General features: G+C 33.1%; 12 protein-coding genes. 6 read left to right on the top strand and 6 right to left on the bottom strand.

The features are described from left to right. Positions 1–7: 7 nt before the first annotated feature. Genes BLT84_RS01180 through BLT84_RS01170 form a run of 3 tightly spaced genes read left to right on the top strand, consistent with a single transcriptional unit; the run spans position 8 to position 2,333 of the window. Complete coding sequence (locus tag BLT84_RS01180; protein WP_157717879.1) at positions 8–484, top strand: multiubiquitin domain-containing protein; 477 nt, start codon at positions 8–10, stop codon at positions 482–484. Positions 485–486: 2 nt separating this feature from the next. Further along, positions 487–846, top strand: a complete 360-nt coding sequence (locus BLT84_RS01175) for a hypothetical protein (RefSeq protein ID WP_091262279.1) — start codon at positions 487–489, stop codon at positions 844–846. Beyond that, positions 843–2,333 carry a ThiF family adenylyltransferase gene (locus tag BLT84_RS01170; RefSeq protein ID WP_091262277.1) on the top strand — a complete coding sequence of 497 codons (1,491 nt, stop codon included), beginning with the start codon at positions 843–845 and terminating at the stop codon, positions 2,331–2,333. Before BLT84_RS01175 ends, BLT84_RS01170 begins: the two co-directional genes overlap by 4 nt. A 195-nt stretch (positions 2,334–2,528) precedes the next feature. Here BLT84_RS01170 and BLT84_RS01165 read toward each other — a convergent pair whose 3' ends face one another. From BLT84_RS01165 to BLT84_RS01145, 5 genes are all read right to left on the bottom strand, one after another. Then, entirely contained in the window at positions 2,529–3,191 is a 663-nt protein-coding gene (locus BLT84_RS01165; RefSeq protein WP_091262275.1) for an ATPase, read from the bottom strand. Further along, the gene (locus BLT84_RS01160) at positions 3,175–3,927 is read right to left on the bottom strand and encodes a hypothetical protein (protein WP_091262273.1); all 753 of its coding nucleotides are present in this window, start codon (positions 3,925–3,927) and stop codon (positions 3,175–3,177) included. The genes BLT84_RS01165 and BLT84_RS01160 overlap by 17 nt, the downstream gene beginning before the upstream one ends. Positions 3,928–3,933: 6 nt before the next feature. After that, entirely contained in the window at positions 3,934–4,215 is a 282-nt protein-coding gene (locus BLT84_RS01155; protein WP_034888789.1) for a helix-turn-helix domain-containing protein, read from the bottom strand. Between the two features lie 272 nt (positions 4,216–4,487). After that, positions 4,488–5,300 carry an RteC domain-containing protein gene (locus tag BLT84_RS01150; RefSeq protein WP_317039992.1) on the bottom strand — a complete coding sequence of 271 codons (813 nt, stop codon included), beginning with the start codon at positions 5,298–5,300 and terminating at the stop codon, positions 4,488–4,490. A 122-nt stretch (positions 5,301–5,422) separates the two neighbouring features. Then, positions 5,423–7,831, bottom strand: a complete 2,409-nt coding sequence (locus tag BLT84_RS01145; protein WP_091262269.1) for an aminotransferase class I/II-fold pyridoxal phosphate-dependent enzyme — start codon at positions 7,829–7,831, stop codon at positions 5,423–5,425. Between the two features lie 211 nt (positions 7,832–8,042). Between BLT84_RS01145 and BLT84_RS01140 the strand changes: the two genes are divergently transcribed. The 3 genes from BLT84_RS01140 (at position 8,043) to BLT84_RS01130 (ending at position 9,796) form a co-directional block, all read left to right on the top strand. Beyond that, entirely contained in the window at positions 8,043–8,411 is a 369-nt protein-coding gene (locus BLT84_RS01140; protein ID WP_091262267.1) for a hypothetical protein, read from the top strand. 19 nt (positions 8,412–8,430) lie between these two features. After that, positions 8,431–9,348 carry an AraC family transcriptional regulator gene (locus BLT84_RS01135; RefSeq protein WP_091262265.1) on the top strand — a complete coding sequence of 306 codons (918 nt, stop codon included), beginning with the start codon at positions 8,431–8,433 and terminating at the stop codon, positions 9,346–9,348. A 163-nt stretch (positions 9,349–9,511) separates the two neighbouring features. Beyond that, entirely contained in the window at positions 9,512–9,796 is a 285-nt protein-coding gene (locus BLT84_RS01130; RefSeq protein WP_091262263.1) for a DUF6520 family protein, read from the top strand. A 79-nt stretch (positions 9,797–9,875) separates the two neighbouring features. Here the strand turns inward: BLT84_RS01130 and BLT84_RS01125 are convergent, their stop codons facing one another. After that, positions 9,876–12,722 (bottom strand): M16 family metallopeptidase, encoded by a 2,847-nt coding sequence (locus BLT84_RS01125; RefSeq protein ID WP_172822429.1) that lies wholly within the window; start codon positions 12,720–12,722, stop codon positions 9,876–9,878. Positions 12,723–12,726: the final 4 nt, after the last annotated feature.

Below are 12,726 nucleotides of genomic sequence, written 5' to 3'. Positions count from 1 at the left end.
AGAAAAAATGAGAACATTAATATTTAATACAATTATTCCAATGGGAAATTTTATTTACAAAGTTAACAGAGAAAAATTTGAAACTGTTGACGCAATTATTACAGGAAAAGAAATTTTAGAAAACGCAAATTTATTACCTGTAGAAGATTATGAATTATTAATTAAGGTAAACGAAAGAGGTTTCGAGCCCCTTCAATTAGATGAAAAAATTGATTTAAAAGGTGCGGGGATTGAAGGCTTTTTTGCTAAACCTTATAAGATGCTAATAATTTATGTTGATGATGAACCCTTAGAAGTCGATGAATGTTTCATGACACCAAATGAAATATTAACTGCTGCAGGAAAAGATGCTAATGGGTTTTATTTAAAACAGATTAGTGGACATAAAGAAGTTAGTTATAAGAATGACAGAGAACATAAAATAGCTATTAAAAATGGTCTTAAATTTAGTTCTTGCAAGCTTGAACCTACAACTGTTTCATAGTTATGGGAAATCAAGAGTTGATGAGTCAGTTGCAAAACAAAGGGCTCGAAACTTGGATGCACACAAATAACTTTGTGTGCTTCAAGTTTATCGTACCATTAGGAAGGTTTAAAGGGCAAGAAATTGAAATAGCTTTACAAGGTCAGCAATTTCCTTTATTACCACCTTCAGGACCACATATTAAACCACATATACTTCCAATTACTGGAGGTGGAGGAGTGCATCCTTTTGGTGGAATACATGACAGAAAAGTTCCAACACCTGAATTTCAGTATTGGAGTCGTCCATTTAAAGGATGGACTTCTGGAATGACTGCAGATGATTATTTAGCATTTTTAAGAACATTATTAGATTTCGAATGAAATATAGCATAACAATGACAGAAAGTGTCAATAGGATACTTTTTGAACACCTCATTAGAGAGGATGGTCAAGAAGATTTATGTTTTGCATTTTATAAGTTGTCTACTGGAAAATCAAGGAAAACAGGAGTGATTAATGAAATGATTTTGCCAGAATTCGGGGACAGAAATGTACATGGAAACGTAAGTTTTAATTCAGTTTATTTTGATAAAGTGACTTCTTATGCGTTAGCTAATAATTTAGGAATCTGTTTTATCCATAGCCATCCTTATCCGGGTTGGCAAGGAATGAGCTTTGATGACATTGAAGCAGAGAAAATGTTAGCACCAAGAGTTAAGGCAGTAACTGGATTACCATTAATTGGAATGACACTTGGAACAGATAACTATTGGAGTGCTCGCTTTTGGATTAAAGAAGCTCCAAATACTTATGAACGTTATTGTTGTGAATCTGTAAGGGTAGTAGGGAAGTCTCTAAAAACATATTTTTGTGACGATGTTTTGCCAAAATCTAATTTCGGAGAAGAGTTTAAACGTACTATTTCATCTTGGGGAGATTTAAAGCAGCATGAAATTACTAGGTTAAAAATTGGAATAGTTGGATTAGGTAGTGTTGGTTCCATTGTTGCTGAAGCTCTTCTAAGAACTGGTATAAAAAACTTAACCTTTATAGATTTTGATGTAGTTGAATTGAAAAATTTAGATAGATTATTAGCAGTAAATAGGGTAGATGTAGGCAAATTTAAAGTAGATGTTCTTAAAGAACGTCTTTTAAGTACCGAGCTTATTTCAGATTTAAGTATTAATGCTGTCCCATTTAGTATTACTGAAAAAGAAGGACAGGATGCAGCTCTAGATTGCGATATATTATTTTCTTGTGTAGATATGCCTTTGCCGAGATACACTTTAGATTGTTTATCATTTGCGAATTTAATACCAGTAATTGATGGTGGAATTGATACAAACCCAATGGAAGATTTATCTAATATAGATCAAGCTAGATGGAAGGCTCACACAATTGGACCTGAAAGAATCTGTATGCAATGTTTAGGGCAATATAAACCTGAAGATGCTGCATTGGAAATGTCTGGAGAATTGGACAATCCTAATTATATTAAAGGCTTACCAAAAAATCATTTTATTAATAGAGGTGAAAATGTTTTTGGTTTTAGTTTGAGTTTGGCAGGAATGGAAATACAACAATTCTTATCCTTGATTTTGAAACCTAGAGGAATTTATTATGGTCCAAAAGAAATGGATTTTAATACAGGTAACATAGATTTTGATTTTGAAAATGAATGCAGACAAGATTGTGTAATTTCTCAAGGTTTACTTGGTAGTGCAGATGAATTAAATAAAAATTTGATAATAAAACATTTAGCAGCAGACAATATTAGAATTAAACATGAAAATTCATTAGTGAATAAAAAGAACAAAGGATTTTATACTTATTTAAAAGAATCTATAAATTCCTTGTTTAGTTTTTAATTTTCTTGACACAATCCCAATAAATGTAAATTAAAAATAATGGGGTTTGACTTTACTAGAGTCTTACCCTTTTTTCATAGATCATAAGGGACTGAACAATTGAGTGACAAGTATTTGCTCTCAAAGAAATGCCATATCTTAAATTTGCGTGATAATATTGCTCATAAATATTCAGTAGTCCATTAGAATCCATATTTATTTTCTTTTATCATGACTATATTTATCAAAAGCCACCAAATTAAACAGTTCCCGCATTCGGCTACGAACTCTATTTCCATACCGCTCTTCCAGTTCCTCGGCATTTAGATTGGTCGTGGCGTGGGTCTTAATTTTGTGTTTGGTCTGTAGATATAATTCGTAACGAGACAGGAGCACTTCGCCCATTACGTTGAGATCCTTGCCATAAAATCTTCCCGGAGGCTCTATGCCCAGATCGTCGAAACAGAAGAATTTAGTATTCCCATATTCCTCGATGGTTTTATAACCGAGGTGATTAAAGCTAAAAGTAACATTTCTGCACGGAATCATCTCATACGGTCGTTGCATCGGGACGATGTGTCGAAGTAATTTCATTAAACTGGTTTTACCACATCCCACGGGACCGGAAAGCAGTAGACCTTTTTCTGTATCAATTCCAAATTTATGACAGTTCTCCTTATCCTTAATGAAGTAGGAGCATAGCTGAAGTAAGATAGCTTTATCCTGCTTATAAATTTTAAATTTTTCTCCAAAGAGAAGTTTACCCTTTGCCTTAAGATAAACAAGGATTTTTGGAAAATCGTAGAGCACAGATTTTCCATCAAACTTTCCAAGCGAATATTCCACGCTACCTTCGGTGATTTTAGAGGGGTTGTCCATAATCCTTATTTTTAGTGGTTCGCAAGTTGTCCTTGATTTGGGATGCCGGTTTTTCGTTTGGTTTGTTTTCTTCGACATATAGCTCTGATCTATCCATCCAATTGGTGGCTAAGGCACGCCAATCTCGAATTTCATTTCCATCGCTCGTTTGCCAATTCCGAGTTTCATAATGCTCGAAGAATTTTTTTCCTTCATCAGCATTAAAACTTCTTTCAATAAAAAAATTAATAACGGCCTGCCAGCCCTTTGGTTGTTTTATATTGTTTACTTGTTTGGTATTGTTTATAGTAGATACCAATGCTTGTCCACTGATGGGACGGTGCGGGTACAGTGCTTGTCCATTTATGGGATGGTGCTGGTTCACTACTGGTTCATTTCTGGGACGGTACTGTTCCGCAAGCTGTTCTAATATGGGATCGTAGTGTCCCGTAACTGGTTCATCACTTGTCCCAATAATGGCCATCTTGATTTTGCTGCCTTTGTATGGATTGTTCGATGGAAAATAGAATAGATAGTTCCAGGAATATAATTCAGTTATACATCTGTGGTAAGTGGATTTTGAACCTATTTTGGACGCCATCATCAAATCCCTGCGGTTCACGTAAAACTCATCTGCAAAGCGGCTGCTGTTCCATTCCTGGAACAGCGCCATATAAAGGCTTATATGGGTCGGATTTAGGCGGTCATCAAAAAAGAACTTTTCAAAAGCCGCATTTAGTAGCTTTATATAATTCATAACCTTTTAATCAAATGTGTTCTGGATGCGATTTTTATTCATAAGCTTGTGGATTTCTTCAGAATCATAATAAATAATTCCACCAACCTTTGAATAGGGAAGCGTACCATTAATTCTAAGGTTTTGTAAAGTACCTGGGCTCAATTGAAGTAATTCCATAACTTCGGACGACTTCAAGTAGCGCTTTAAATTTCCAGAAGTTTGTTTGGTAAGTAGCTTTCTAATGTCTTGGAGCAGTTCAATTTTGAAATCTCGAAGATCGTCTGTGGTAATAATACTTGTTGGCATAGTAAAACGGTTTTTAAAAACCCCGCTGCAGGTTATACGTTTTAAAGCAGCGGGATTAGGTTAATTTGACTTTCGTTTTACAAATTTGAATCAGTTTGATGTTGTTTTATCACAATGAGTATTGGAGTTACGAAAAAATTTAACAGTTATAATATTTGAGGGTATATAGTTTACTTTGATAGTTTTAAGAATAGAAATAAAGCTTTTAGGAGTAATTATGCACAGAAAATTAGCGGAATACTTAAAAACGTAATTACGATTTGATTCGAAAACTATTTTGCATCATCACGTCTCATTTTACTTTCCAATTTCAAAATTAATTGATTTAGGTATTTTGTTCTGTCACCTTTCCTAGCTTTAATTTCAGAATAGGTCTTGTATCCTTGGTCTAATTTAGTATTGAAGAAATCCTCAAAAGATGAAATGATAGTACTTATTTCTACATTCCCATGATTTAATGCTCCATCGGCGTACAAGGAATAAATAAGTTCTACCAGAGCTGTTTTAGATCCTGACCATAACAGTAATTTAGGCTGCTTTTCTGCATAAAGAACTTTATTATCGGGTTGTAATTTGTGAAGTTTATCACGGATATAATGGATAAATTTATACATAGCCTGAACCATTGCCCAAAGCATATCGTGTGAGGTGGAGAATTCAGGATATTGATAATAGTTTATGGTCGGTGCAAATGGGAAATTATCGAGGTTATTTCTAGTGAAGAATTGTGGATCCATATAATTATGGGATTGCTCCATATAGTTCACAAAATCTTTATTTTGGGAAAAGAATTTATTAATTTTTTTCACTTCCTTTTCCAGAAACCTAACTTTTGGGCTACTTCCTGCCTTGGGTATACTATGTTCGCAGTTTCTTATTTCGCTAAAGTAAATTAAATAGCTCATAGGAAGGGATTTGATATTTCTAAAGAAGTTAATTTCAGAAGCTGAATCTTCAAAATCCTCCTTTTCTACCATATGCTGCAGTTCAGATAGGGTACTATTGCAAAGCCGAATTCCCAATTCGGCCTTTTCAAGTGATGAGCTTTCCGAATTGATGATCTGGTTTATTTGATCCGTAAACATAAACATTGCTTTCTCGAACATGAGATTAGTATTTAAGGAAAATAAATAATACCGTTGTTGCGCTATTTTCAATTGGTTTGCTTAAGGGAATACATTAAAAACTATACTTCATAGGGGGAGTATTAATCTTTTCTTAACCAGTCTAAGGCTTCCAAAGCAAAGTTGTCCTTCGTTTGTATGTAGGCACACTTTTCCAAAACCTTGGCACCTACTTTGTGTTTTTCAAAACCAGCGGTTAGACCAAAATCTATTCTCTTATTGCCTAACTCATTTGCTCGTAATATGGTCTGGAACAACAGCTGTCTATAAACATTATATTCTCTGGAGAATTCATAATCCATTCCTATAATTGCAGGAGTGTAAATATTATTGGAATTTTTATAGCAAAACATTACTCCGACTTGAAGCATTTTTTCTTCCTTTAAATATAAAAGTATGTATTCCCATTGTGGAGATAAATTCATGTGCTTAAAAAGCGATAAAGGATAACTAAATGTGTTGAGTCCTAAATTATTCTTCTTTACTTGTTGATAAAGTTCAAAACTCTTTTCTAATTCTATATTTGATAATTCATCCAAGACCTGAATTTCGAACTTATCTCTAAAAGCTTCAATATCTTTTCTGAAATGTTTTCTGGAGCTTTTGCTTAGTGTTTCAATGTAGGAAGCCTCATCATTCCAATTGAATTGATCATAGACAGCCGCTTCGGGCATAGCAACCTGAACGAAACCTTTATTATGTAGAAAAGCTTTTATGGCTTTATCCGCTGTGTTAAAATCCCGAAGAATGACATACTGAGGTTTTAATTTTTTTTCTAATATTTCTAATTGCTCTAGTAATAGGTTAAAAGCTTCCTTCCAATCAGATTTGTCTTGGCATAAATATAAATGTTCACCCTCGGTGATCATAGAACCCATACTAAGGCAATAGCTTGTATGGTAATAAGGTTCACCCTCCCTCATCTTTTCTAATTTAACAGAAACAGACTCCGGTGCAAGCATATCTTCTTTCCATAATCCATAAGAAAAAAAAGTAGCTAAAATGCACTCTTGTTTATCATTTTTTACTACATAATAATAGAATTGATAATTGTTTTCGGGAGAGCTATTATTCTTAAAAACCCCTTCCAAGTCCTTAAGTCCTTTCCAGTCATAAAAGCTATTACCTCCCACAGTTTCATTCCATAATTTAGGATCAATATGTTTGATTGAATTATAGGTTTCTAAGGTTAAGTTTGATCTGGACTGTGTGGATGTGGTCATTTTATTATTTCCTCGACCAAATGCGAAATTCACACGATCAAGATTTGTATGTGTTTCTGCAAGAGCTTTTGGAAAATGGTATTCAAGTGCTTCTACTAAGGCTTTAATTTCTTGTTTTTGATTATGTCTAGATATTGTAATTCTTAGGCCTGTATTTTTTACGGGAACAGCTGGAAACATACCTAAATTTACATAAAACCCAGCCTCAATAAGCCTATTCACTAAATTAAATCCTGTTTCTGGCATACCCGCCCCTATATAGAATATTGGCGAATTGTTGTTTATTATTAAAGGAAGGTTTGTTTTCTGCAAACATTGATTGAAATAGGAAATTCGATCGTAAAGATCGTCTTGCATTTCATATATTTCTTCGCTTAAATGGATCTTTGCAGATGCAATAGCTGCCCCAACGGTGGCTGGTTCCAATTGCACAGAAAATGTTAGGGGACCTCCAAAAATTTTGATTCTTTGATGTATTTTTTTATCGTTACACACCATTACAGCACCGCCAGCACCAAATGTTTTGCCAAGCGTTCCAAAAAGTATCATCCTATCGGGTAGCTTTTTTAAAACACTCATCACATATCCGCTACCGTTGTTACCTTTCCAACTCATTCCATGCACATCATCAAAATAAATATGAAGTTGTGGATATTTTTCGGATAGTTGCATTAATTCTTTAATAGGAGCATAATCACCATACATGGAATACATACCGTCAGCCATGTACCAAATCTTCTTGCACTTAGATTGTAGTTTTCTAATTTTGTCTTCCAACATTTCCAGATTATTGTGACGAATCATTTCTACAGGAACCGAACGCAGCTTTAACGGATTTACAGCGCTCTGAACACTCCAATGTACCTGATGATCTAAAATCACTCCATCGCTATCATCCACAATCGAGGGGATTACTCCTAAATGACCAAGCGTACTATTCTTGGTTATTACAACTGGGCTTCCATAAATATCATATAAAAGAGATTCCAATTCTGCATACAATGGTTGAGATATATAAGATTTGGAAAGGGGAAATTGAGATCCATAGGAATTAATTGCATTTATAGCTCCTTGCTTCAGTCGATAATCCTGTTCTAAACCTAAATAGCCTGTAGTACCAAAATGAAAAAGTTTCTTCCCTTTTATCTGAATCTGTCTACCATCAAATTTTTCACCTTCAGCATATAAATGCAAGACTCCCGATTCTTTTGCATTCGTCATTACCGAAATTACAGTATCCAGAAGGTTATTGTGCTTAATTTTTGCCATCGCCCTATATTTTTACAACTATGAAACTAATCAAAGAATTTAGCATTCAGCGTTTTATAAAATAAAATGACTTCTAAGACAAATATTATATTTTAAAGGCAAATGCGGTCAAATGCTATGTTCTGGTACTTATTTACGTTTGGTAAGGATGATTAGCTTTAATAATTATATTATTTTTTTTCTTTAAATTAGGATATAAATAGGGCTCCAAATGATTAAAGGTGAAGATTATGCGCACTTTTGGATTGATGAAGGTATTCTTCATTTTGTTTACAAACCAAATACCGTTATTGATTTAAATGTTGCCAGAGCAATTGTAAAAGACAGATTACGTTTCCAAGATGGAGTTTCCTATCCTATTCTATGTGATATCCGGCACCTAAAAACAGCCAATAAAGCAGCTAGAGAGTTTCTTGCTGAAAAGGGCTGTTATAATGCCTTAGCAATTGCTCTTGTTATAGAAAAAGAATATTTAGGAACTCTAACTAAAGCTTTTTTAATCATCAGTAATCCTTCTGTCCCTACCAAGGAGTTTACGGATATGCCAGAAGCATTATCATTTCTATATAGGTATAAATAATCTTAGAAATAATGTTAGTATGTATACAGCTAATTCCAAACAAAGGGTAAAAGAAATCCTAGATTTTATAACCGAAATCACGCTAGGTAATTATACTTATACACTTCCTTTAAGAAACGTTAAGGACGAACTGGAACAGATAGTCTTATCACTTAACACCATGGTGGAAGAAATTGATACCACGGTTCACCAAATTAATAATCAAAAATGTGAAGAGATAATTGAAAATATAGTGCTCAATCTTGATCGAAATTTACATATAACCTCTTACTCCGAAAATGTACTTGAAATTTTAAATTACTCTGAAGATGAAATAATTAATAAACCTGTAAGATTATTTACGAGTGAAGAAACAATTCTACCAGATCAGCTTAATACTAATTTAAAACATCCAAAGGAAAGAAATAAAGCATTTAAAGTAGAGTTTATACACGCTAGAGGTTATTTCTGGTCAGGCTATGGTTATATGCATCACATAAAATCTAATGGAGAAAACAATTATATTCTTTCCGTTTTCAAAGGGGTGTTCAATAACGAAAGACAGAAGATTTCGAATAGGAATAAACATTCAATCACTAATAAATATCCTAGTGAATATCGCAGTTTACTTTTACAGGATCAAAGAAAATTAGTAAGGAAACTTCACGAATATGTTATGAAAAGGCTTGATAGGAAATTAAAAAGTTTACCTGTTATTTCAAGTGAAGTGGGGGGTAGTGTAAGTAAAATTAAAACTGTATTTAAAAGAGCTTACGGTGACACAATATATGCATACCACTTTCATAAACGCCTAGAAAAAGCATATATTCTTCTAGTTGAGACTAACAATCCTATATTTGAGATAGCCGAAGATTGCGGATTTAAAAGCTTTTCTCATTTCTCCAGATCTTTTAAAAAACAATACGGTAGGACTCCCTCCCAAGTTAGAAAATCTTAAAAAGTAGCTTCTAAGGCTATTATCAAATCATTTAAGACAAATCATCAAGCTCTTAAATGAGGAACTTTATACTATAAGACGAAAACATTATTGCGCAATAATGCAGGTTCAGCCTAACCTGATAGAGAATAGGCATATTTTTAACTTTTAAAACTTTATAATCATGAAATTTAAAAAATTAATATTACCGATGATGGCATTTATTTTTGCCATAGGATTGGCCTTCGCCAATGTTGATATGAAAACAGAGCCAGTAGTAGAAACACAGGATTATGTTTTTATTAATGGATCTTGGGAGGGAATACCCGAACAAAATTGTGCTCAAGGGAGTGCTACTTGTCGAGTACAGTTTGGACAAGGAGGTCCTATTTACGATGTGTATGATGAAATGAATTTGAGTACACTCAAAAATAGTAATACCACAAAACCTACTGTCCTAAATCCATAAATTTAATTATTGATGCCCATCGCTAATTGCGATGGGCATTTTTATAAATCTATAAATCTAGCTTTAAAATTCATAAATCCTACTGAGCCATCCCATTATTTGGTAGGATCACAAATTTTTGAAAGTAATCCTCTCTTAAAAATTTTTTGATAGCTAAATTCATTTCTTCTAAACTTATAAAATGTTCCAATACGGTATTATATTCTACTAATTCAGAAACCATATTTTCTCCATTTTCAATTTTATTTTGCAAATAGTCTGGCCACATGTTAAAAAAACCAAAATCATCTATTCTATTTTTGTAGCTGTAGGATTCATTCTTAACAGCCTTTTCTAGCCAATCTTGTGAAACTCCCTCTTCTCTGAGGTTATTAAAAGTTTCTAATACCATTTCAATCATTTTTTCTTGATTGCCTATTGCACTATCAAAACCTACATTAAAGGAATAAATACCTTTGCGACTATCCTCCCATTTTCCATAAGCCCTAGGGGAAAAACAACCTTCCCTTAAACGTTTATAAATCTTGTCGTTTAATACCATACTTAAAAGCTGAAGTAAGATTGTATTTTTTGTGTTTCTTTCAACTTTAATAGGGAAGGAAAGGGTAACCATGGCTTGATTAATATTTTCTAAATAAATAGTTTTATCCATCTTTTTTAGAGGAAATTCAGCACTATTTACAGAATCCAATTCTGGAAGATTTTTTGTTGGATAAGCAGACAAAATATTTATTAGTTGTTTTGCAATTTTCTCTCTTTCAAAATCCCCAGTTACAATAAAAGTATATCCCTTGAAATCTGAAAACCATTGGTTGTGAGCTTTAAGTATTTTCTTAAGATTAATATCTTCAATTTCATCACTTTTTAACCTTGGTATTTCCGGATAACGCAAGGCAAGAATATTGTCCTGATAAAAATCAGATGATCCTCTAATGGTCTTACCCTGGAACTCTAATCTTTTATTATTCTTCCAAGCTTTAAATCCTTCAGTATCCATTCTGGGTTGGGTTCTGTAGAGATTGATAAGACTAAAAAACTCCTCGATTTCACTAAATTTAAATTCTCCATTTAAAGCTTGAAAATCTTTTGTAAAATCAAAACGTAATTTAATGCCTTTAGCTGCCTTAAATTTGTCTAGCTCAAATTTGGAATACTTTCCAGCTCCAGTGTATTTTACTATCTCTGGAACAAGGCTTGCTTCCAGGTATACATCTCTATTTTTAAATGGAATGTTATTTTTTCTATATCCTCTTATTTGTAGAGTGCTATTATATTTTTTAGAGGTAGGTTTAAGAGGCTTTAAAACTATTTTGATACCATTATCGAGAGTTATTGTGGATACATCTATTAAATTTTTAGATGATTTATCTAATTTTATTGCTTTCGAAACTGGAACAGACACCAAATTTGTCAATGTTTTTATCGGTTCCTTTGGAGGATCTATTGGAGATACCTCTATACTTTCAATCTCTTTTATAATTCTTTTAATTTTGTTATTATCCGGCACCTTTGCTTTAGTCCCTTTTAGAAAAACAAAATCTACATTTTCACTGAGGTCTCCTGCTTTTTTAAAATAAGACTGGATTTGCTCAAGATCAATATCTCTTAAGATTTGAGAAATCATTTCTATTTCTTCTTGTGAATCTTTTGCAAAACGGCCATTTACATAATGTTTTCGATACCTACTAGCCAAAGATACAGAACTCGATAAGCTGTTATTATTTACTTCATTTAATATTTTTACTTTTGCTTTTTCCAACTCTAAATCTGAAATTCCATTATGTATTTGTTTCCAAGCAAAAAAAGCCTCTCTAATCGTTTTTAGCATTTGTTTTTGATTCCCAGTTTCCAAATCAACTCCCATAGTAATAACTTGTAACTGGCCTCCTGCCAATTCCCCAAGTGCATAATTACTGAAAAATTCAGAAAAAAGTGGATGGAAACTTTCTTCGAACATCTCACTTTTCGCTTTAACCAAATTCTGATACAATTTCAGTAGTACTAAATCCTTAAAGTCATTTTCATCTTTTGGGTTCAAACCCTTATTAATACTTTTCGAAAAGATCTTAAACCGAATGTTGGAATTTGTGCTGTCATTAATAGTTAATAATCTATTCTGACCTTTCAACTTAATTTTTGGATTATAATGACCTTCATCATGTTTTTTAGAATCGATATGAGGCTTGAGGTTTGAGAAATTATTCTCAATTTTCTGCTCAATTTTATCCAAATTGATATCACCAACTATAATTATAGATTGAAGTTCAGGTCGATACCAATCCTTATAAAATTTAAAAAAAGCCTCAATGTTAAAGTCTTCCATACCTTGTATAGCTTTCTTCTCTTCAAATTTCTTAAAACCAACATTGCTTAATAAATTATCCTTTATAGTTTCATTTAACCAGTCCCTGTAGGGGTTATTTGTTCTCCTTTCCCCTAAGACTGCTGCGCGCTCCACTTCGATGGATTTCTGGTCTAAAATAATATTATGAGTCATATCCCGATATAATTTCAAGACATCACTCAACATCTGAGTATCTTCAGACGGTATACTAAAATAATATTCTGTATAATCGAAACTAGTTTTTGCATGATTACTTATTCCAGGCTTTCCAAAATGACTCTTTTTATTTGGGAAGTTTTTTGTACCCTTATAGCCTAAATGTTCCAGTAGATGTGCATATTCCAACTGAGTGTTATCCCATTGACTTATACCAACTTTTACAATTAAATGCAATTCAATTTTATTTTTAGGAGTGTCATTTTTTCGAAGGTAGTAGGTGAATCCATTTTGCAATTGACCATGCCTAACGGAGCTATCTAGCAAATCGTCCTCATTTTTATTTTGCTTTTCTTGACTTGCCACAACGCTCACACTGAAGAAAAGCAAGATAATTAAAACTATATTCTTATAATTCCACAGCATAACT

This window comes from Gillisia sp. Hel1_33_143, assembly GCF_900104765.1.
Lineage (GTDB): Bacteria > Bacteroidota > Bacteroidia > Flavobacteriales > Flavobacteriaceae > Gillisia.
The sequence above is the reverse complement of the archived record's forward strand: the minus strand, read 5'-3'. Positions and strand labels throughout refer to the sequence as shown.

Bases quoted from the DNA above. Each gene is read 5' to 3' on its own strand.
- BLT84_RS01180 (WP_157717879.1), top strand. From the start codon at position 8: ATGAGAACATTAATATTTAATACAATTATTCCAATGGGAAATTTTATT.
- BLT84_RS01125 (WP_172822429.1), bottom strand. From the start codon at position 12,722: ATGCTGTGGAATTATAAGAATATAGTTTTAATTATCTTGCTTTTCTTC.
- BLT84_RS01150 (WP_317039992.1), bottom strand. From the start codon at position 5,300: ATGTTTACGGATCAAATAAACCAGATCATCAATTCGGAAAGCTCATCA.
- BLT84_RS01165 (WP_091262275.1), bottom strand. From the start codon at position 3,191: ATGGACAACCCCTCTAAAATCACCGAAGGTAGCGTGGAATATTCGCTT.
- BLT84_RS01160 (WP_091262273.1), bottom strand. From the start codon at position 3,927: ATGAATTATATAAAGCTACTAAATGCGGCTTTTGAAAAGTTCTTTTTT.
- BLT84_RS01170 (WP_091262277.1), top strand. From the start codon at position 843: ATGAAATATAGCATAACAATGACAGAAAGTGTCAATAGGATACTTTTT.
- BLT84_RS01175 (WP_091262279.1), top strand. From the start codon at position 487: ATGGGAAATCAAGAGTTGATGAGTCAGTTGCAAAACAAAGGGCTCGAA.
- BLT84_RS01145 (WP_091262269.1), bottom strand. From the start codon at position 7,831: ATGGCAAAAATTAAGCACAATAACCTTCTGGATACTGTAATTTCGGTA.
- BLT84_RS01155 (WP_034888789.1), bottom strand. From the start codon at position 4,215: ATGCCAACAAGTATTATTACCACAGACGATCTTCGAGATTTCAAAATT.
- BLT84_RS01130 (WP_091262263.1), top strand. From the start codon at position 9,512: ATGAAATTTAAAAAATTAATATTACCGATGATGGCATTTATTTTTGCC.
- BLT84_RS01135 (WP_091262265.1), top strand. From the start codon at position 8,431: ATGTATACAGCTAATTCCAAACAAAGGGTAAAAGAAATCCTAGATTTT.
- BLT84_RS01140 (WP_091262267.1), top strand. From the start codon at position 8,043: ATGATTAAAGGTGAAGATTATGCGCACTTTTGGATTGATGAAGGTATT.